22 protein-coding genes are annotated in these 20,318 nt (G+C 61.2%); 7 read left to right on the top strand and 15 right to left on the bottom strand.

Annotation, left to right across the window (positions count from 1 at the left end):
• Window positions 1-21: 21 nt before the first annotated feature.
• From FY152_02560 to FY152_02545, 4 genes are all read right to left on the bottom strand, one after another.
• A complete protein-coding gene (locus FY152_02560; GenBank protein ID UXS31020.1) occupies window positions 22-801 on the bottom strand; it encodes a VOC family protein in 780 nt (259 codons plus the stop codon).
• 94 nt (window positions 802-895) lie between these two features.
• On the bottom strand, window positions 896-1,384 hold the full coding sequence (locus FY152_02555) for a DUF1579 domain-containing protein (GenBank protein ID UXS31019.1): 489 nt from the start codon (window positions 1,382-1,384) through the stop codon (window positions 896-898).
• A 27-nt stretch (window positions 1,385-1,411) separates the two neighbouring features.
• Window positions 1,412-2,140, bottom strand: a complete 729-nt coding sequence (locus FY152_02550) for a DUF899 domain-containing protein (GenBank protein ID UXS31018.1) — start codon at window positions 2,138-2,140, stop codon at window positions 1,412-1,414.
• Between the two features lie 25 nt (window positions 2,141-2,165).
• Window positions 2,166-2,324, bottom strand: coding sequence for a hypothetical protein (locus FY152_02545; GenBank protein ID UXS30542.1), 159 nt, complete (start codon window positions 2,322-2,324; stop codon window positions 2,166-2,168).
• On the opposite strand from FY152_02545, the gene FY152_02540 reads away from it, so the two are divergent.
• Window positions 2,291-2,737, top strand: a complete 447-nt coding sequence (locus FY152_02540) for a MarR family transcriptional regulator (GenBank protein ID UXS31017.1) — start codon at window positions 2,291-2,293, stop codon at window positions 2,735-2,737. The two genes, FY152_02545 and FY152_02540, sit on opposite strands and share 34 nt — an antisense overlap.
• 101 nt (window positions 2,738-2,838) lie before the next feature.
• Window positions 2,839-3,261 (top strand): YciI family protein, encoded by a 423-nt coding sequence (locus FY152_02535; GenBank protein ID UXS31016.1) that lies wholly within the window; start codon window positions 2,839-2,841, stop codon window positions 3,259-3,261.
• A gap of 208 nt (window positions 3,262-3,469) precedes the next feature.
• On the opposite strand, the gene FY152_02530 is transcribed toward FY152_02535, so the two are convergent.
• The 3 genes from FY152_02530 to FY152_02520 form a co-directional block, all read right to left on the bottom strand.
• Window positions 3,470-4,231, bottom strand: a complete 762-nt coding sequence (locus tag FY152_02530; protein UXS31015.1) for an RES family NAD+ phosphorylase — start codon at window positions 4,229-4,231, stop codon at window positions 3,470-3,472.
• The gene (locus FY152_02525) at window positions 4,191-4,574 is read right to left on the bottom strand and encodes a DUF2384 domain-containing protein (GenBank protein ID UXS31014.1); all 384 of its coding nucleotides are present in this window, start codon (window positions 4,572-4,574) and stop codon (window positions 4,191-4,193) included. The genes FY152_02530 and FY152_02525 overlap by 41 nt, the downstream gene beginning before the upstream one ends.
• A gap of 95 nt (window positions 4,575-4,669) precedes the next feature.
• Window positions 4,670-5,092 (bottom strand): organic hydroperoxide resistance protein, encoded by a 423-nt coding sequence (locus tag FY152_02520; GenBank protein UXS31013.1) that lies wholly within the window; start codon window positions 5,090-5,092, stop codon window positions 4,670-4,672.
• A gap of 193 nt (window positions 5,093-5,285) precedes the next feature.
• On the opposite strand from FY152_02520, the gene FY152_02515 reads away from it, so the two are divergent.
• Complete coding sequence (locus tag FY152_02515) at window positions 5,286-5,744, top strand: MarR family transcriptional regulator (GenBank protein UXS31012.1); 459 nt, start codon at window positions 5,286-5,288, stop codon at window positions 5,742-5,744.
• A 55-nt stretch (window positions 5,745-5,799) separates the two neighbouring features.
• Here FY152_02515 and FY152_02510 read toward each other — a convergent pair whose 3' ends face one another.
• Window positions 5,800-6,525 (bottom strand): L,D-transpeptidase, encoded by a 726-nt coding sequence (locus FY152_02510; protein ID UXS31011.1) that lies wholly within the window; start codon window positions 6,523-6,525, stop codon window positions 5,800-5,802.
• A gap of 158 nt (window positions 6,526-6,683) precedes the next feature.
• Window positions 6,684-7,616: a L,D-transpeptidase gene (locus FY152_02505; GenBank protein UXS31010.1), complete on the bottom strand. Its 933-nt coding sequence runs from the start codon at window positions 7,614-7,616 to the stop codon at window positions 6,684-6,686.
• Window positions 7,617-7,782: 166 nt separating this feature from the next.
• On the opposite strand from FY152_02505, the gene cadA reads away from it, so the two are divergent.
• A complete protein-coding gene (gene cadA, locus FY152_02500) occupies window positions 7,783-10,485 on the top strand; it encodes a cadmium-translocating P-type ATPase (GenBank protein ID UXS31009.1) in 2,703 nt (900 codons plus the stop codon).
• Window positions 10,486-10,527: 42 nt separating this feature from the next.
• On the opposite strand, the gene FY152_02495 is transcribed toward cadA, so the two are convergent.
• The 4 genes from FY152_02495 to FY152_02480 form a co-directional block, all read right to left on the bottom strand.
• The gene (locus FY152_02495; GenBank protein ID UXS31008.1) at window positions 10,528-11,496 is read right to left on the bottom strand and encodes a S9 family peptidase; all 969 of its coding nucleotides are present in this window, start codon (window positions 11,494-11,496) and stop codon (window positions 10,528-10,530) included.
• 129 nt (window positions 11,497-11,625) lie between these two features.
• Complete coding sequence (locus FY152_02490) at window positions 11,626-13,251, bottom strand: cisplatin damage response ATP-dependent DNA ligase (protein UXS31007.1); 1,626 nt, start codon at window positions 13,249-13,251, stop codon at window positions 11,626-11,628.
• Window position 13,252: 1 nt separating this feature from the next.
• A complete protein-coding gene (locus FY152_02485; protein ID UXS33191.1) occupies window positions 13,253-14,263 on the bottom strand; it encodes a ligase-associated DNA damage response exonuclease in 1,011 nt (336 codons plus the stop codon).
• A gap of 265 nt (window positions 14,264-14,528) precedes the next feature.
• Window positions 14,529-16,058: an MFS transporter gene (locus FY152_02480; protein UXS31006.1), complete on the bottom strand. Its 1,530-nt coding sequence runs from the start codon at window positions 16,056-16,058 to the stop codon at window positions 14,529-14,531.
• A gap of 141 nt (window positions 16,059-16,199) precedes the next feature.
• On the opposite strand from FY152_02480, the gene FY152_02475 reads away from it, so the two are divergent.
• Together FY152_02475 and FY152_02470 are read left to right on the top strand one after the other, a co-directional pair.
• The gene (locus FY152_02475) at window positions 16,200-16,715 is read left to right on the top strand and encodes a MarR family transcriptional regulator (protein UXS31005.1); all 516 of its coding nucleotides are present in this window, start codon (window positions 16,200-16,202) and stop codon (window positions 16,713-16,715) included.
• Between the two features lie 183 nt (window positions 16,716-16,898).
• The gene (locus tag FY152_02470; GenBank protein UXS31004.1) at window positions 16,899-17,558 is read left to right on the top strand and encodes a glutathione S-transferase family protein; all 660 of its coding nucleotides are present in this window, start codon (window positions 16,899-16,901) and stop codon (window positions 17,556-17,558) included.
• Between the two features lie 151 nt (window positions 17,559-17,709).
• On the opposite strand, the gene FY152_02465 is transcribed toward FY152_02470, so the two are convergent.
• Together FY152_02465 and FY152_02460 are read right to left on the bottom strand one after the other, a co-directional pair.
• Window positions 17,710-18,330, bottom strand: coding sequence for a glutathione S-transferase family protein (locus FY152_02465; protein UXS31003.1), 621 nt, complete (start codon window positions 18,328-18,330; stop codon window positions 17,710-17,712).
• A gap of 162 nt (window positions 18,331-18,492) precedes the next feature.
• A complete protein-coding gene (locus FY152_02460; protein ID UXS31002.1) occupies window positions 18,493-19,491 on the bottom strand; it encodes an asparaginase in 999 nt (332 codons plus the stop codon).
• A 73-nt stretch (window positions 19,492-19,564) separates the two neighbouring features.
• Here FY152_02460 and FY152_02455 point away from each other — a divergent pair, with 73 nt between their 5' ends.
• A complete protein-coding gene (locus FY152_02455) occupies window positions 19,565-20,317 on the top strand; it encodes a DUF3750 domain-containing protein (protein UXS31001.1) in 753 nt (250 codons plus the stop codon).
• The last annotated feature ends 1 nt before the right edge of the window (window position 20,318 follow it).

Below are 20,318 nucleotides of genomic sequence, written 5' to 3'. Positions count from 1 at the left end.
TGGCGGGAGGGGTGTGAATTGTTATTTCTTCTGCGAAACCAGCGAGAAGAAAGCGCCTTGCGGGTCCTGGCAATTGACGATCCAGCTCTCACCGGGCACTTCCATCGGGCCGTTGACGACCTTGCCGCCGCCGGTACTGATGCGGGTGATGGCGTCATCGATACCGTCGACATTGAAGTAATAACCCCAATAACAGACGGGTACCTGCGGCATGCGTTTCATCATGCCGCCGATGGCTTTGCCGTTATGGGCAAAGATGCGGTACGGCCCCATTTCGCCCATGTCGAAATCATGGTCCTTGGTCCAGCCGAAAACTTCGCCGTAAAAGGCGGTCGCTCCATCCACATCGCCCGTCATCAGTTCGTACCAGCCGACATGCCCCTGCTTGCTCTGCATGTCCTCGGGGAAACCGCCGCTGTCCATCGGCAGCGGGGTCATGATGCACAGAACCGCGCCATAGGGATCGGCCACCACCGCAAAGCGGCCGATTTCGGGAATGTCCTGCGGCTGGCGCATGACGGAGCCGCCCTTTGCCTCGAATTGTTTTGCCGAGGCATCGACGTCGTCGACGGAGACATAACCGGTCCAGTTCGGCGGAATGCCCTGGCCCTTGTGTTCCTCGGTCAGTTCCATGATGCCGCCCATGCCTTTGCCGTCGGCTTCCAGCACGAGATAGGGCATTTCCGGCGAACCGAAATCCTTGGTCTGCCAGCCGATGGCATGGCCATAAAAGCGGGCTGCCGCCTCCATGTCAGGCGTCATCAGCTCGACCCATATGAATTTTCCGTGTGTATCGGACATGTCGTCTCCTCCGGAGATCTTGGTGCGAGGTTTCAGCGATTATCCGCTGCGGGATGCGGCGGCGCTTCTGGTACAGATGAATTCCGGCGCGGCTTTACGCCTTGCGCCGGAACTCCGATGTCATGAAGGTCTTGAAGCTGCCATCCGGCTGCTTGACGCTGCCGGAAAAGCTGCGGTGGTTGTCGTCATGCAGCACCAGCACATCGTGATAGGTATCGATGCGGCCGGAACCGTCAAAGGCCGGGCCTTCCGCTTCCAGCGTCAGGGTTTTGCCGTCATTTTCCAGCCAGCCCCTGTAGACCCAGAGATGGGTCATCATCGACCCCACCCAGGTGCCGACGAAATTGCCCTTGGCCGGGTCGAAGCCCACCGTGATCACGGCCGTCATCTGGTCGCCATCGGGCATCCTGCCCGTGCCTTCGCCGATGATCCACAACCCGCCGATGGAGCGGACGGTCTCTGTGAAACGCTGGTTCGGATCATCGGGATTGTATCCATCATGGCCGGCAGTCATGACCCAGTCGCCCACGAGCCTCGACAGGAATTCGTGTTCCTTCTGCGGCGTGACGCTTTCCATTTCCATTGTCGTCTCCTCCTCGTCTGTCTGTTTTCAGTGGCAGCAGGATGCGGCCTTCGGCTCGTCCTCATACTGGTCGTGCCGCCGCACCCAATCCATTACCTCGTCTTCATTACGGCCTTTTGGCACCAGATCGAGCAGCATCAGCGTGCCGAGCGTCTGTTCCGCACCACGGGCATAGGTGGAATAGGTGTGGTAGATCTTGCCGTCCTCGCCCTTGGCGAAAACGCTGATACCGTGCAGGTCCTTCAGGTCGCCCATCGGCTCGATTTCACGGTAATTATAGGTGATAGCCCCGCTCTCTATATCCTCATCGCGGAAGGAGGCCTGATAGTCGTAGTTGAAGTCGCTGCCATCAGCCGAAACCCATGGAAACTTCCAGCCCATGCGGCGTCTGTAGCCCTCGATCTTGTCGAGCGGCGCGCGGGAGACCGCAACGAAGGCCGCATCGCCATGTTTGAGGTGAACCAGCGCACCATCGACATGGTCGGCGAAAAAGGAACAGCCCGTGCAGCCCTCTTCCCAGTCAGGGGCCAGCATGAAGTGATAAACGATGAGCTGACTGCAGGTGCCAAAGAGTTCCTTCAGCGATTTCGGGCCGGAAGGCGCATCGAAAATATAGTCCTTCGTCACCTCTTCCCAGGGCAATGCACGCCGCGCTTCGTTCAGCCTGTCACGCGCACGGGTCAGTTCCTTTTCCTTCACCAGCAGGTCGCGGCGCGCCGCAATCCACTCTTCATTCGAAACAACGGGATGAGACATGATCTTTCCTCCTTGGATCCGTCTTTCACCACGGCACCACTCCGCTCCCACGCAGCGCGCCGCCTATTTCTGCATTGAAAGTCAATAAAACCATCAGCGGGGCATCAAGTTCCGCTTGACTAATTAGGTTGATATCAACATATTTATCCCATGTCAAACGCCAGCGTGATTCCTTTTTCAGCAACTCTTTTCGTGCGGGACGCGTGTCTCTGCCTGCATGCGCAGCGTGCGGCGCGGGCGCTTGCGCGGCTGTTCGACAATGCGCTGAAGCCTGTTGGCATCAACAATGGCCAGTTTTCGCTGCTGATGTCGCTCAACCGGCCGGAACCGCCGCCCATGGGGCCGGTCGCCAATCTTCTGGCCATGGACCGCACGACGCTGACCGCGGCGCTGAAGCCGCTGGAGCGGCGCGGGCTGGTCAGCATCGAGCAGGACCCCAGGGACAAGCGCGGCAAGCGCCTGCGGCTGACGGCCGATGGCATGGCCGTGCTCGCCGCCGCCTTCCCCATCTGGGAACAGACCCATGCCGAAATAGAAGCCCGCATCGGCAGCGGCGACCCTGACCGGCTGCGCCGCGATCTCATCGATCTCGGCTGACAGGGAAGCGGCATATCGCCACTTTTGTCCGTGAGAATGTCATCGGGCCGTCGCGCCGAACGGCGAAACTATCGGGAAGACGCAACCAAGGAGGAAAGACAATGCGTGTCATCGTTTTTGTGAAGGCCACCAAAAGCAGCGAAGATGGCGTCATGCCGACGACCGAGCTGATGGAGGCGATGGGGAAATTCAACGAGGAACTGGTCAATGCCGGCATCATGCTTTCCGGTGACGGCCTGCACCCCTCCTCGAAGGGCAAGCGGATCGTTTTTGACGGCGACAGCCGCAGCGTGATCGACGGCCCCTTCCCGCATACCAACGAACTGGTTGCCGGCTTCTGGCTCTGGCAGGTGAAGGACATGGATGAGGCGGTGGAATGGGTAAAACGCTGCCCCAACCCGATGCTGGAAAAAAGCGAGATCGAAATTCGCCCGATGTTTGAAATGGAAGATTTCGGCGATGCGGTGACCCCGGAAATCGCCGCGCATGTGGAGGAGTTGCGTGCGCGTGTGGCGAAGCAGTAAGGGCTGTCCGAACTTACGGCTAGGCCCGATTAGACTGTAGGGATGCCGCTTGTTTCTTCTCCCCCAGGGGGAGAAGTCCGCGGCAGCGGGATGAGGGGGCAGGGGTGCGGTCCATCGCTGCCGTTGCCCCCTCATCCGACCCTTCGGGCCACCTTCTCCCCCTCGGGGAGAAGAAACAGCCGGCGATGTCCTGCCTAACAGACGAGAATCAACCCAACAGACCCGCCAGACGCGAATCACCGGCAAAATCCGAAACCGAAAAACCGGTTCTGCGCATCGGAAATTCGCAAAGCGCCTGCACCCCGGTTTTGGACAGGTGAATGCGCCAGCTCATCCGTTCCACCGGCGCTTTTGCGGCAAAGGCTTTTGGCGACAGGATGGCAATGTTGAGGCCGCCTGCGGGATCGCGCACCGAGCGATAAAGAATGGCCTCGATCTTTGCCAGCCGTGCCTGCTCGGCGAGCGCCTGGCATGGCTCGTAATTCTGCAGGTCGCTCCAGTGCGCCTCGTCCCGGCTCAGTTTCGGCTTCGTCAGATCAAGCGCCGCATCAGTCGCGACACGGGCGGCAAAGGCGGAATAGTCGGCGGGATTGGCGGGTAACGGCGTGCCGGGGGATTCCGCGTAAAACAGCAGCCGGTAGAAGGCCATTTCCGCCAGCGCCGTTTCCACCCTGGCGGCGGCGTAATAAACGCCTTCGGTGAACCCTGCCCGGCGGAAACGCGAGCCATGCGGATAGGCGGCGCCATAACGGAAGGGCGTGGCGAGAAGATAGTCGAAACCGGCGCATTCCGGCGGAAACGGCCGCTTGCTCGCCTCCAGAATATCTTCCAGCAGCGACTGCTCCTCCACCGTATCCACCAGCTTCATGGTGGAAACCTGATGTTGCGCCTCCACCAGCCGCCAGTATTTTCCCGATGCGGCGCGTTTTTCAGACAGGAGCGCGTCGGGCGTCCAGATAGGAGAGGACATCGATCAATCCGGTAATGGTGGTGAGTCTGTCGGCAGGCACGGCATCAAGCGCCGTATTGTGATTGCGCAGCCAGTTTTTCGCGACCGCCTCATCGCCGCCGGCGATGGCGTCCAGCGAACGAAACACCCGGATCAGCAACACCGCAAGCTCGAAGGACTTTGCGCCCGGTTCCAGCAGGAAATCGAGCCGTTTCATGCGCGACACCGTGGGCGCGGAAACACCGAGAATATCCGCCGTGCGGGCAGCGTTCAGGCCCAGCCGCTCGGCAGCGGCGATGACGGCCTTGGTAACGACCCTGCCCTGCGATGCAGGATCACTGGCGGTCTTGGCGTGAATATTCATGGCGCATATCCTTTCCTTGGAAAGAATATAGCATTTTTCTTTCTGAAAACAAGAAGGCCGGGATGAACCCGGCCTCGCTTTTCAATCTCGCAAAATCAGGCCACCGAGACCGGCACTTCCGTGGAGGTACGCATGGCGTGGCTATAGGGGCAGACGATATGGGCAGCGGCAACCAGCTTTTCGGCAACCTCGCGATCAACGCCCGGAATATTCGCCTTCAACGATACTTCGATGCCGAAACCGCCGCCGTCTTCGCGCGGACCGATACCGACGGTCGCCGTCACAGTCGTGTCTTCAGGAATCTTTACCTTTTCCTTGCCGGCGACAAACTTCAGCGCGCCGAGGAAGCAGGCCGAATAACCGGCAGCGAAAAGCTGCTCCGGATTGGTGCCGGTGGCGCCATCGCCGCCCAGTTCCTTCGGAACGGTCAGGGTGACGTCGAGAACGCCGTCTTCAGACTTGGCGTTGCCGGCGCGGCCACCGGTGGCGGATGCTTTGGTCGTATAGAGAATAGGCATGGCATTTACTCCCTTCGGGTTGATGTTGAATCTCTTATAGCGAACAATTAAATTGTGCGCAATATAATTTTGCACATTGAATGGAAATTCGTTTTTTGCGATAGTTTTCACGAAATTTCGCCGCGCATCCATGCGGCAGGAACCGAAAGCGGGGGCTGATTGTTCCCTCCCCGGTTTATTTTGGAGCAGAACAATGGGTGCAGAGGGCAACGACACGAAGATGGAAAGCCTGTTGAGGCTGGACCAGCAGATATGCTTCGCCCTTTATGGTGCGGCGCACGCCTTCACGCGGGCCTATAAGCCGCTGCTCGATCCGATCGGACTGACCTATCCGCAATATCTGGTCATGATGGCGCTGTGGGAAAAACAGACCTCCACCGTCAAGGCGCTCGGCGAAATGCTGGGCCTTGATTCCGGCACCCTTTCACCGCTGCTGAAAAGGTTAGAACAGGCGGGCCTTATCACCCGCAAGCGTGGCACCGTGGACGAGCGGCAGGTGCTGGTGGCCATGACACCGAAGGGCGCCGAGCTCAAAAAAGAGGGTGTGAAGATCATGGCCGCAATCGGCGGCGCCACCGGCTGCGGACTGGAGGAACTGGCGCAGCTCAGGGACCGGGTGAATGCACTGAAGGACAATCTGGCGCGCCCTTAGCCCCCCCAAAATAGAGGCGGCACAAGGCCGCCTTTTTATGCGATTGAGTCTCGGCTTACTGCCAAACCACCACACGCGCCTTCTGCGGCACGCGGTCGTAGAGGTCGATGACGTCCTGGTTCATCAGGCGCACGCAGCCCGAGGAGACGGCCTTGCCGATGGAGTTCCATTCCGGCGAGCCGTGCAGGCGGTAAAGCGTGTCCTTGCCGTTCTGGAAGATATAGAGTGCGCGGGCACCGAGCGGGTTCTTGAGGCCCGGCGGCATGCCGCCATTCTTGGAAGAATATTTGACCAGTTCCGGCTGGCGGGCGACCATTTCATCCGGCGGGGTCCATTTCGGCCATTTCTGACGCCACTGGATGACGCCTTCACCCGACCATGCGAAACCATCGCGGCCGATGCCGACGCCGTAACGCATGGCGCTGCCGCCCTGCTCCACGACATAAAGGAAACGCGAACGCGTATCCACGACGACGGTGCCGGGGCGCTCGCCGGTCGGGTCGACAACCCGCTGGCGATAATAACGCCGGTCGATTTTCTGATAGGGCACGGCGGGAATGACGTAACCGCCATCCTCGACGGAGCCGTACATGACGGCCAGTTCCGCATCGCTGACGCCCGGCGAGAACATCTGGCGGAAATCGCTGCCGATGGCGCTTGCCTGCTGGCGAATGGCGTCTCCGGTGCCCGACGAGGCGCAGCCTGCCAGAAGCGAAGCGGAGGAAATGCCGAGAAGGGAAAGGAAGGTGCGTCTGGAAAGATCTGTGTCGGTGCTTGTCATAAGGCCGGTTTGTCCCACATTTCGAACGGCTATATCGCCGTTGTACGTCGTTTGTTCCACGTCTCAGGCGTATTGCGAAAATAGTTAACCGACCGCTAAAAGCCAGTCACAAGGCGTTTGAGCGACGGCGCGGCACAGCGCTTTCTTTCAGAACGTGGTCAGATAACCACAATCTGCGCCCCCTGCGGCACGCGCTCATAGAGGTCGATCACGTCCTGATTGAGCATGCGCACGCAGCCGGACGAGGTCGCCTTGCCGACGGACTGCCAGTCGGGCGTGCCGTGTACGCGGTAAAGCGTGTCCTTGCCGTCCTTGAAAATATAAAGCGCACGGGCGCCGAGCGGATTGTTGAGACCCGGCGTCATGCCGCCATTGGCGGCGGAAATGGAGGTGAGTTCCGGCTGGCGCTTCACCATTTCGTCGGGCGGTGTCCAGCGCGGCCACTTCGCCTTCCACTGGATCTTTCCGCGACCCGACCAGGCGTAGCCGTCACGTCCAAGGCCGACACCGTAACGGATGGCCTTGCCGCCCGATTGCACCAGATAGAGGAAATGCTGCTTGGTATCGACGATGATGGTGCCCGGCGCTTCCGCCGTCTGGTAACTTACTTCCTGTCTCAAATAGCGCGGATCGATGCGGCTATAGGGAATGGCGGGCAGCGACCGGTCATCATCGCGGATCGGCCCATACATCACCCGGTGCAGCGGGTTGGAGACCGGCAGGCCATAGGTCGCCATCCGGTCGGGCACGAGCGGCGCGCTCTGGCCCGCGGCACGCGGCGCATTCATGCCCTGCACCTGCGGTGCGCTGAGACCCTGGCCGCGCACCGGCGGGCCATATTCCTGGTGGAAGCGGGTTCTGAACAGGTCCGGCGGGCGCGTGGAAAGCTGACCCGGCTGCGGCGGCAGCTCCGGCTGGCGATTGGAGCTTACGGAATTGAAATTGAAGACGGGCGCGGTTTCCTGCACGAAGACGTCAGGGTTCATCCGGCTCGTATCCGTTACGAAAAGGCAGCCGCTCAACAGGGGCAGAGCCGCAAGGCCCGCCAGAGAGGCCGCCCGGCGGCCGTTTTTCAATAGGAGTGCTGTCATCTGAACCGCTTCATGGAACCAACTGTGGCGGCAAGATGCACCACGCGGCTGGCGCGAAGCTGGTGTGAGCCTTTCAAAAAAATCGAGAAACCGCATTTTTGCTCTTGAACCTCTAGTTGCTAGAGGTGCCAGATTGGCTGTCGATTGGAATTCAGGAGCGGAAATCATGAATATTTCGACACGCGACAATTTGAACAGCAACTCCGAGGAATTGACCTTCACGGTCGGCGGCATGGATTGCGGCAGCTGTGCTGCGAAGATCGAAACCGCGCTCTCGCGCCTGCCCGGCGTGGCCGATGTCAAGGTTTCCGTTGCACGCGAAAGGCTGAACCTGTCGCTCGCCGAGAACAAAACCCCGGTCGCAAAGATCGAAGATACGTTGCGCAAGCTCGGCTTCAAACCCGCTTTGCTGCCGCAGGAAAAGGCCCCGCAGGCAAAAATCGAGGCCGAGCATCACGACCATTCATCGTGCGGTGGCCACCACCATACCGACACGGAGGCGAAGGCTGACGGCAGCAACGCCCTGATCTTTTCTGTGGGCGGCATGGATTGCGGCAGCTGCGCGGCGAAGATCGAAACCGCGCTCTCGCGCCTGCCCGGTGTTGCCGACGTCAAGGTGTCCGTCGCACGCGAAAGGCTGAACCTGTCGCTTGCAGAAAGCAAAACCCCGGTCGAAAAAATCGAGGACACGCTTCGCAAGCTCGGCTTCAAGCCCGCTTTGCTGCCGCAGGAAAAGGCTGCCCGCGAAAAGGTGGAGGGTAATCACGACCACGATCACGGTTCGTGCAGCGGCCATGATCACGACCACGATCACAAGCATGACCATTCGGGGCATGACCATTCAGGCCACGATCACGCCGGCCATGATCACTCGGATCACGACCACGCAAATTGCGGCGGCCACGACCATGATCACGCCGGTCATTCCAATGACAAGGCGCAGACGGTGACGGCAGCAGCCCCGAGCGCTGACGTCGGCCATGCCCACGGCGCGGATGAAAAAGGCGCATGGTGGCGTACCGCAAAGGCCCGCAACACTTTCACCGGCACCATTCTGGTCGCGGTCGCCTATGCGGCGGAGCTGAGTTTTCCGGCCTGGGGCGGTTACGCCTTCATCGTCGCGACGCTGGTGACGCTGTTCCCCATTGCACGCAATGCCTTCAACGCGGCGCGTTTCGGCGCGATCTTCACCATCGAGATGCTGATGACGATTGCCGCCATCGGCGCGATCTTCATCGGCGAGGCGGAAGAGGCAGCCATCGTCGTGCTCCTGTTCTCCATCGGTGAATTGCTGGAGGGCTTTGCGGCCGCTCGCGCCCGTTCGGGCATCAAGGCCCTTGGCTCGCTGCTGCCGAAAACAGCATTGGTGGAGGAAAACGGCGCGCTGCGTCAGGTCGCCGCCGATCAGGTGCGCATCGGCCAGGTGGTCGTGGCACGTCCGGGCGACCGTATCGCCGCCGATGGCGTGGTGATGGAAGGTGAATCGAGCGTCGACGAATCGCCGATGACCGGCGAGAGCATTCCGGTCGCCAAGGAAAAAGGCGCGCGCGTCTTTGCCGGCTCGATCAACCATGACGGTTCGCTGCGCATCCGCGTCGACCGCGCACCGGAAGACAACACGATCGCCCGCATCATCACGCTTGTCGAGGAAGCGCAGGATGCGCGCGCGCCCACCGAGCGCTTTATCCAGAACTTCTCGCGTTATTACATGCCGCTGATCGTGGCGATCTCCGTGCTCACCATCATCGTGCCGCCGCTTGCCGGCCTTGGTGACTGGGACACCTGGATTTATCGCGGTCTCGCCTTGCTTCTGATCGGCTGCCCCTGCGCGCTCGTTATTTCCGTTCCCGCTGCCATCGCCTCCAGCCTTTCGGCTGCGGCACGCCACGGCATGCTGGTGAAGGGCGGCGCGGTCATTGAGATGCTGGCGCGCACCGAAACCGTCGCCTTCGACAAGACGGGCACGCTGACACTTGGCGAACCTGTGGTGACCGATGTGGTGGCGCTTGATGGCAACGAGGTCGGGTTGATCGCCGAAGCGGCAACCATCGAGCATGAATCGAGCCATCCGCTGGCGCGGGCCATCGTCAACCACGCCGAAAAGGCCGGCGTGAAGCCGCTGCCCGGCTCCAACATCAAGGCGATTTCCGGTCGCGGCATGCAGGGCACTGTCGGCGGAAAGGACCTGTTCATCGGGGCGCCGCGCTTTGCAACCGAAGTTGGTACCCTCTCGAAGGACCTTGCCGATCGCATTTCCGCACTCGAAAGCGAAGGCAAGACCGTGGCTGTCGTGATGGCCGGCGGAACCGCAAGCGGCCTCTTCGCCATGCGCGACGAACCGCGCAAGGATGCGGCTGAAGGTGTCAAGGCGCTGAAGGACATGGGCATTTCCTCGCTGATGCTGTCGGGTGACAATGCCCGCACGGCGCGTGCCATCGGCAACAAGCTGGGCCTTGAAGCGCGCGGCGAACTCCTGCCGCAGAACAAGGTCGAGGAAATCCGCAAGCTGGCCGCCCAAAAGACCGTGGTGATGGTGGGTGACGGCATCAACGATGCGCCGGCACTTGCCGCCGCCAGCGTCGGTGTCGCCATCGGCTCGGGCACGGATGTGGCGATGGAAGCGGCGGATGCGGCGCTGATGCGCAACAATGTCGGCGATGCGGCCCGCCTTATCGGTCTTTCGCGTGCCACGATGGCGAATATCCGCCAGAATGTGACGATCGCACTTGGCCTGAAGGCGGTGTTTCTGGTGACGACCGTTACCGGCCTTTCCGGCCTGTGGCTCGCGGTCTTTGCCGATACCGGCGCGACGGTTCTCGTTACCGCCAATGCCATGCGGCTGCTCGGCTATTTCAAGAAGAGCGCCTGACTTCAGAAGGGCCGAAAGCTGCGCGAGCGGTTTTCGGCCCTTTTATGTGAATTGATTGAAAAAGCGGATGCTTTCCGTCACCGCGCCCGGGACCACGCCATTGTGGGTTCCGGGCAGCAGTTTTTTGTCGACCTTGAAACCGGAAGACAAAGCACGATCGACAAACAGCTGGTGATCGGCATCGAATGGCCGCTCTTCGTCACCACGCAGCAGCAGTGCCGGACATTTGAGGCTGGGGCCGAAACAGACCGAGGAGCGCATGATGAATTCGCGCTCGTCGGTTTCATCGAAACAGATCTCGTCCGAATAACGGTTGAAGTAGCGCCATGAATTGACGCCTGCGGATATGGGCGCGGCGGCGCGAAATTTGCGGCTCATGGCCGCCAGCAGCGTCAGCGTGCCGCCATTGGAATGGCCGGCGATGAAGAACCGCTTTTTGTCGATGCCTGGCAGGTTTTCCAGATAGGCCGCAGCCGCCAGTGCATCCGCCGTTTCGTCATAAAAACCGGAATAATTGCCGTTCTGGCCGTTCTCACCCCGGAAGGACGGGAGAAGCACGACGAAACCGGCTTCCCAATAGGGCTTCATCAGCGCCCAATGGCCGTCACCCGTGGCATTGCCGCCGTGGAGAAACAGGACGGCTGGTTTCGGCGTCCCGGATGGCTGGTAGTGGGAGAGCCAGGCGACAAGCTCGATGGAGCCATCAGGCCCGCCCGGATAGGTGACCCTTTCGGCACCGGGTGGCGTGCCGAGGGCTGAGGATTTTTCCGGTGCGGGCATCTTGCGCAGCAGATGGGTGTGGAAACGTCTGCGGGCCTCCGCATAGTCCTGTCTTTCGAGCGGCAGGACTTCGGGGGCGGAAAAACCCGCCGCGCCTGCACCCGGCGGCAAAAGCGCTGCCACCGAGGCGCCAATCGCGCCGACAAGCAGGCCGCGCCGTGTCAGGCTCGGGCAGATCACGCCGCTCTCTTCCTGTCCGAAAGGTGAGGAGAGAAAGCGTTTTTCTGCCATATGTGCACCTGAGGGCGGGAATGAAAATATTAGCAGTTCAGCACTGCGGCGGGAAACTGTCCAATCACGGATTCGCGAATGACAACAATGTATTCGCAGGCATCGTGGCAATTTCGGGACAAGGAAGCACTACCCTTCCACACCATCGATCATCGCCACCAGCGTGGACAGGCGATCCGCCTCCGCCGGCAGCTTGTCGGCCCTGAGTCTTGCAATGCGCGGGAAGCGCATGGCGACGCCGGCTTTGTGGCGGGTGGAGCGGTTGATGCCCTCAAAGGCCACCTCCAGCACGAAACCGAAATCCGGCGTGGCGCGCACCGCCCGCACCGGGCCGAAACGCTCGACCGTATTGTCACGCACGAATTTGTCCAGCACCTCCAGCTCCGCATCGGTGAAGCCGAAATAGGCCTTTCCGACGGGCACGAGCTGTTCGCCATCCTCGCCTTCCGCCCAGACGCCGAAGGTGAAATCGGAATAATAGCTCGACCTTTTGCCGTGGCCGCGCTGCGCATACATCATCACGGCATCGATATTATAGGGGTCGCGTTTCCACTTGAACCACGGCCCCTTGGCGCGGCCGGCCTGATAGGCGCTGTCGCGACGCTTGATCATCACGCCCTCAATCACCGGATCGGGCGGGGCGGCGCGCAGCGTGTCGAGCTCCTGCCAGCTGGAGAAGCCGATCAGCGGCGAGAGGTCGAAACGGTCATGCGGTGCGTGCTCGACAATATCCGACAGCCTGCCGCGGCGCTCCAGATAAGTCTGCCCGCGGATGTCGCTCTCGCCCTCGAACAGCAGGTCATAGGCGCGGATGAAGGCGGGATAATCATCCAGCATCTTTGCCGTCACCGTCTTGCGGTTCAGCCGTTGTTGCAGGTCGGAAAAGGTGCGGGTGAGATTATTGGATCGGGCCGTGCCGCCGATCAGCAATTCGCCATCCATCACGCCTTCGAAATCGATGGCATCGAGCACATCGGGAAAGGCGCCGGAAATATCGTCGCCGGAGCGGGAATAGAGTTTTCGCGCGGCGCCTGCGCGGGACAATTGTACGCGAATGCCGTCCCATTTCCATTCGGCGGCATAGTCGGCCGGGTCCAGCGCATCAAGGTCGCCATCAGAAACCGGCGTCGCCAGCATCACCGAATGGAAGATGGCGGGCGTCGCCAGCACCGGCCGCCCGGATTTCCCCTCAAGCCATGCGAAAAGCGGCGTATAGGGCGGTGTCAGCCCATGCCAGAGGGTCTCGATTTCGGTGATGTCTTTCCCGGCGAAATCCGCCAGCGCCTGCCGGGCCAGCCGCGCCGAAACGCCGATGCGCAGGCTGCCGGTGGCGAGTTTGAGGAAAGCGAAACGCGAGGACGTACCGAGCCGGTCAAGAAGATCGCGCACCGCGCTGCGAACCTCCGTACGGCCGAGCGAATTCATCAATGTGACGACGTCGCCGAGGCGCGGATCCTGCGCTTCGGCGTCATCCGCGCCGCCGATATTACCCCAGACCAGCGATATGGTCTCGGCCAGATCACCGACATAATCATAGGAATAGCGAAACAGCACCTCGTCCATGCGCTCCAGCACGAGTTCGCGCAGCAGGGCGGGTTTGACGCTTTTCAAGTCCAGCGTGCCGGCAATCGCCGCCAGCCCGTAACCCCGGTCGGGATCGGGCGTATCGCGAAAATAATCGGTCAGCAGCTTCAGCTTGCCGTTGCGCGAAGGGGTGAGAACGAGCCGGTCGAGCAGCGTCGCGAAGGCTTTCATCTCAATCCCCCTCATCCTCGTAACCGACAAGATGCAGCGGCTTGGCGGCAATGCCCTGCAATTCGCACCAGCGCACCAGCGCCTCCTCACGCCCATGGGTGACCCAGACGGCCTGCGGGGAAATTTCCCTGATCGTCTCCAGGAGTTCCGGCCAGTCGCAATGATCCGATATCACCAGAGGCAGCTCCACGCCGCCCTGTTTGGCGCGCTGCCGCACCATCATCCAGCCGGAGGCGAAGGCAATCAGCGGTTCGTTGAAGCGCCGCGCCCAGCGTTCCTGAAAAGCCGAGGGCGGACCGACGACAATCGCGCCCTTGAAGGCGGAAGGATCGCTTTTTTCGAGCGTTGCGGGGCGCAGATCGCCGAGATCGATGCCCTGCGAGACGTAATAATCGCAAAGCCGCGCCAGCGCGCCGTGAATATAGATGGGATCAGAATAACCGTTGTCGCGGAGCAAGCGGATGACGCGCTGCGCCTTGCCGAGCGAATAGGCCCCGACAAGATGGGTCCGTTCGGGAAATTGTTTGATGGAGGTGAGCAGCTTGCCGATTTCCACGCGCGGTAAGGGATGGTGAAACACCGGCAGGCCGAAGGTGGCCTCGGTGATGAAGACATCGCAGGGAACGGTCTCGAAGGGCGCGCAGGTGGGATCGACGCCGCGCTTGTAATCACCAGACGCCACGATGCGCAGGCCGTTCATTTCCACGGAGATTTGCGCCGAACCCAGCACATGGCCAGCGGGATGGAAACCGACGGTGACGCCATTCACCTCCACCCTCTCGCCGAACGCGACCGCCTGCTCGCTGCCGCAGAAGTCCTCACCATAACGGATACGCATGATATCCAGCGTCTGGCGTGTGGCCAGCACCGCGCCATGGCCCGCGCGGGCGTGATCGGAATGGCCATGGGTGATGAGCGCCCGTGCCACCGGGCGCACGGGATCGATATAAAAATCGCCCGCCGGACAATAGAGGCCCTTGGGCGTGGAATTCAGCAGCTGTTCCGGCTTCATATTCATTGAGATAGGGCTGCCCGCGCGAATGTAAAGTGCTGCGAGCATAACGCGGAACGGGCGTTAAATTTCCAGTGGGGGTGTTTTTGTTTTGTAAGCATCTCTCGTCATTCCGGCCTTGAGCCGGAATCCAGCAGCCGCGCGTCTGCGCGGCGGGAAGAGCTCTCTCAGCCCAAGGACTTGGGCTGACTGGATACCGGCACAAGGCCGGTATGACGGAGGAGAGGTTTCAGCACAAAATCAGCGTTCACAACTGCCTACCTGCCTACTCCCCCGCCCCTTCGGCTGGCTTCGCCTGCACCGCCGCCGGCAGCCGCACAGGTTTCAGCATAAGCGCGGCCGCAAGGCCGATGGCGGCGGTTGCGGCTGCGGCGAAGAAGAGCGGCGTAAACGCATCCGAATAGAGCGAGGCGACGGCGGCCTGCGAGGCGGCCGGGAGTTCGGAGAGCATTTTCGGCGTCAGTTCCTCGATCCTGCCGACGCCGGGAATATCGACCGCCACGCCCTTGAGGCTCGACGATACGATGGCGCCATAGACTGAGATGGCAATGGCAGCACCACCCATGCGGGTCAGCGTCACCGCGCCGCTCGCCGCACCGATATCCGCCTTGGGCGCGGAATTCTGCACGCCGATGATCGGCGCCTGCTGGCCGAGGCCGACAGCAAAGCCTTGCGCCAACATGAGGACCGCAATCACCCAAAGCGGCGTTCCGGCATGCATCTGCGTGAACAGCAACATGGCGACGAGGTTGATGGAAAGACCCGCCACCGAGAAGGGCTTGTAGACGCCGGTGATCGAAATCAGCCGTCCCGCCGAAAGCGAGCCCATGACGATGCCGCTGGTGACGGCGATGAAGAACAGGCCGGCATGGGAGGGCGAAAGCCCGGTCGTGGTCTGCAGGAACAGGGCATAATAATTGACCATGCCGATACCGATGCCGCCGCTGGTCAGCGAGACGATCATCAACAGCGGAAAGGTGCTGTCCTTAAAGAGACGCAGCGGCACGACCGGTTCCGGCGCGCGGCGTTCCACCTGCACCCAGAGAAAGGCGGCAATGACGGCGAAAGCGATGATGCCGAGGCTGGGGCCTGCGATGAGCGAGCCGAACAATTCGCTGCTGTCTGCCCAGAAGACCACGCTGGCAATGGTTGCCGCCAAGAGCACCGCGCCGAGATAATCGATCTTCGGCTGGCGGGCCGGGCGGCGATAGGGCAGCATCAACGCCAGCCCTGCAATGACGATAATACCGAGCGGCAGGTTGATGAGGAAGATCGACCGCCAGCCGAACAGGTCGCTCATCGTGCCGCCGAGGATCGGGCCGACGCTGCCTGACGCCATGATGGTGAGGCTGGAATAGCTCTGGTAGCGGGCGCGCTCGCGCGGCTCGAACAGATCCGCATTGACGGAAAAGATCGACACCATGATGCCGCCGCCGCCAAGCCCCTGCAGAACGCGGGCCGCAATCAGCGAATCCATCGACCATGCCAGCCCGCAGGCGAGCGAACCGAGCGTAAAGATGACGACCGCCGCGATCATCACATATTTGCGGCCGAACAGATCGCCGAGCTTGCCATAAACCGGCATGACCGCGCTGGTCGCCAGAAGATAGGCCGAGCCGATCCAGCCGAAACGCTCCAGCGCGCCGAACTCGCCGACGATGGTGGGAAGTGCTGTCGATACGATCTGGTTATCGAGGGTCGCCATGAACATGGCCAGCATCAGGAACAGAAAGACGATGAGCCTGCGCCGATGATCCGACACAAGCGGCGCCACGGGGGCGGTGGACATATCCATGAAAAATCTCGTTGGCTTCCGGCAGTTTTGCTGCGACAATTTGTGTGCTATCAGCATATATATGTCAATGGCAAGTTTTTGACATCTGTGTTAATGCCGCTAAATGTGATCGGAAAACAGCATCGAAAGGGACGAGGAAGCGTGGCGACTGAGGAAAACTGGAACGAGGATCTGCCCGAGGACATCAAGCGGATCGGCAATACGATGACGCGTATGCGCATCATGATCGGCCGCCGCATCATCGGCCGCATGGCGCTTGCCAAGCTCGCTCCGGGTCTCGAACTCTCCCATATCGACGTTCTCGATATTCTGCGCCGCGCGGAAGGCGATGTTACCGTGGGTGCTATCGCCGAGGGCATGCGCATCGACCCCTCGCGCGGCAGCCGGGTGGTGGCGGATATGGTGGGGCGCGGCCTGCTGAAACGCGGCGTTTCCCAGGAAGACGGCCGCCGCAGCATTGTCGAGATCACGCCGCTCGGCACCAGTCTTTTGCAGGAAATGCGCCGGACCAAGATGAGCGTCATCGAGGACGTGATGGATGGATGGCCGGCGGAGGATGTGGAGACATTTGCGCGCCTGTTCGAACGTTTCATCGACCGTTTCGAATACCGGTTGTCGCCGGATACGGACTTTCTGACGGATCAGAAAAAATCATAGCTGGCCCTGCGATCCGCAACTTCACTTTAAAAGTGCAAAACCGTAACGTGCCGCATCGAAAAGGCCGGAGCGCGCCGTTTGCCGGCATCGTCGGCCGTATTCTGCTTTTTTGTTTTCCGCATTGTCCGGACGTAAAACTGCGGCGCAGTTTTCGCTGGAAATGCTCTCAAGGGGGTAAATTCGATGTTGACGATCTACGGTGTCTACCGTTCCCGCGCCACGCGCACGCTGTGGCTTGCGGGTGAACTGGGCATAGAATTCAAGCATGTGCCAGTCATACAGGCCCGCCGCCTTGCCGATCCGCTGGCTGCGGATGCGCCGCTGAACACGCTGTCTCCCGCCTTTCTCGCCGTCAATCCGATGGGCACCATTCCCTGCATCGAGGATGACGGCATGGTGCTTTACGAATCCATGGCGATCAATCTTTATCTCGCCCGCAAATATGGCGGACCGCTGGCTCCGGTTGATCTGAAGGAAGATGCGGCGATGCTGCAATGGTCCTTCTTTGCCGCCACCGAAGTCGAAACCAATTCGCTGAAGATTTCCTCCGCCATTGCCGAAGGCCTGTCGGAAAGCGATAGCGGTAAGGCCGTGATCGATGTCGCCGCCCGCCTGCTGAAACGCCCCTTCCGGGTGCTGGAGCAGCATCTTTCCAGCCATGATTATCTGGTGGGCGACCGTTTCACCGTCGCCGATCTCAACGCGGCGGAAATCGTTCGTTACGCGCAGGGCCACCAGCCGTTGTTCGATGCCCATCCGGCGTTGAAGGCCTGGCTCGCCCGCTGCCAGGCGCGCACGGCGTTCAAGACCATGTGGGACAGCCGGGCCGCCGAGGCGGCCTGAGCGGTTAAGCCCCTTACCCCTCCGTCATGCCGGACCTGATCCGGCATCCAGCCAGCCCAAGTCCTTGGGCTGAAAGGGGTCCTTCTCGCCGCGCAGACGCGCGTCGGCTGGATTCCGGCTCAGGGCCGGAATGACGGAAATACTGAGCCTCTCAGCCCCTCTCGCTCGCCAGCGCCCGCTGCACCGCCGGGCGGTCGTTCATGCGGCGGAAGTGGTCGTGCACTTTCGGGAAACGGGCAATATCCACCCCATCGCTTTCCAGCCAGCCGGACATGACGAAAAGATAGGGATCGGCAACCGAATAGGCGGTGCCCAGAACCCAGGGACCGTGCAGCAGGCCGTGCTCGATCAGTTCGAAGCACTCGCCCATGGTCTGAGGCACCTTTGCCTTCATATCCGCCAGAGACGCATCTTCATTCGCCCAGCGACTGCCACGGCGACCATGCGCATGGGCGACGTGCACCGTGGAAGAGATGAAGGCGTTGAAGGACTGCATGACGGCAAATTCGAAGGGATCGTCGAGCGGCGCGAGTTTCTTCTCCGGCGCCATCTGGGCGATGAAGGCGAGGATGGCGGGCGTCTCGGTCAGCACGCCGCTCGCCGTGGCCAGCGCCGGCACGCGGCCCTTCGGGTTGATCTTCAAAAATGTCTCGGAGCGCTGTTCGCCCTCGGCGAAATTGACGCGATGGGCCGTGTAAGGCAGGCCGGATTCCTCAAGCACGATATGGCTGGCGCGCGAGCAGGAACCGGGGGAGAAAAACAATGTGAACATGGATATGCGACCTCCGGGACAAATGAGGACGCCCACCTCCTCGTGTTGCGGGCGCCGGGCCCTGGCCGCAGCCAGGGGTTGGCCGCCTTGCACAAGGGCGAGCCATCATCGTGCCGGCAGCTGGCTGCGTCAAAGGTTTTATCGCTTTTTTAGCGGCCGATTTTACAGCCCGACGACTCTGACATCGCCGACATGGATGCCGTTCCAGTTGCGCATCTGCCGGTTCGCCATGCCAAGCAAAGCCTGCTGTTCGGCGCTGCCTTCATCGAAATAGCGCGCAAGCAATGCCGAGACCATGGCTTCCGCCGCACGCGTCGTGCCGTCTTCGCATTTCACCGCCATGGCAATGCCCTTTTCCGGCAGGGCGGCGACAAAAACGCCCTCCGCGCCGGTCTTTGCGAAGATTTTTCCCGGCGCGATCTGCATCAGTTTCGTGCAGGCGCGGCCGGTGCCCGCCACGTAAAAGGGCTCCGCCATGCAGGCCTCGACGAGACGGCGCGAGGCTTTCGCACGGCCCGCTTCCAGCCCCCTGCCCGTCGCCATTTTCGCGAAACCATGCGCCAGCCCTTTGAGCGGTACGGCATAGGTGGGGATGGAGCAGCCATCCACACCGCAATTGTCCTGACCGAGAGCAGCACCCGTCAGGCTTGCCATCGTGGCGCGGATTTCCTGCTGCAGCGGGTGATCGTAACCGACATAGCCCTTGGGGTCTGTGCCGGTGTGGCAGCAGGCGCAGATGAAGCCCGAATGCTTGCCGGAGCAATTATTGTGAAGCGCCGTCGGCTTTTCCAGCGTGCGGGCCTGATGGATGATGGTTTTCTGGTCGGAAGACCAGTGCGCGCCGCATTCCAGCGTATCGGCATCCCTGCCCGCCTTCGCCAGCATCGAAGCGGCGAGCTCCACATGCGCGTCCTCGCCGGAATGGGAGGAGCAGGCAAGCGCCAGTTCGCGGTTGCCGAACTGATAGGCATCCGCAGCACCGCTTTCCACCAGCGGCAGCGCCTGCATGGCCTTGCAGGCGGAACGCGGGAAGATGCCGCGCTCGATATCGCCAGCCGAAAACAGCACGCCGCCATCGCCATCCACCACCACGGCAAGGCCCTGATGGCGGCTTTCCACGAGGTTGCCGCGGGTGACTTCGACGGTAACGGAATTGTTCATTTTCGCAGCCTCAAAAAATTCTGATTTCATGTGGTTGATACCGCAATTGATTTTTCGATGCACGGGGCTATCAGTGAAATTTGCAAAACGTCTGCTGCTGGCGATTGCCGTCATCTATCTGCTTCCCGCGCTGGCATCGGCCGGGCTGTGGGCCATGAAAGACCATCCGCGCGGCTGGAACGCCGCAAGATGGTCTTCCTCCGGCATGCTGCCGGCGGCGTCCAGCAACGGCGAAGCTGCCGTCTATGTCTTTTCCGCCATGACCGGCGGTTTCAAGGGCTCCGTCGCCAGCCACGCCTGGGTCGTTCTGAAAAAGCCCGGTGCTGCGAGCTATGACCGTTATGACAAGGTGGGCTGGGGCACGCCGATCCGCCACAATGGTTATGCGGCGGATGCCTACTGGTATTCCAACATGCCGCGCCAAGTGGTTGCCATTCATGGCGCGGAAGCGGAAAAACTGATCCCGAAGATCGAAAAGGCGATTACCGATTACCCCTATGGCCGGCCGGGCGGCTATCGCATCTATCCCGGCCCCAACTCCAACACCTTCGTCGCCCATGTGCTGCGCAGCGTGCCGGAACTCGGTGTCGTGCTGCCGCCGGATGCCGTCGGCCGCGATTATCTGCCGGATGGCGCGTTTTACCACATCGCCGACGACTGGAAGGATGTAAGCGTTTCGCTCGGCGGCCTGTTCGGCATTTCGGCGGGTGCGCGCAGCGGTTTCGAGATCAATTTTCTCGGTCTTGTCGCCGGCATCGATTTCAGCCGGCCGGGCGTGAAGATACCGGGGCTCGGGTATTTCGGTGTGGCGGGCATCCGCGCATAAA

The sequence above is a fragment of the Agrobacterium tumefaciens genome, assembly GCA_025560025.1.
Taxonomy (GTDB): domain Bacteria; phylum Pseudomonadota; class Alphaproteobacteria; order Rhizobiales; family Rhizobiaceae; genus Agrobacterium.
The sequence above is the reverse complement of the archived record's forward strand: the minus strand, read 5'-3'. Positions and strand labels throughout refer to the sequence as shown.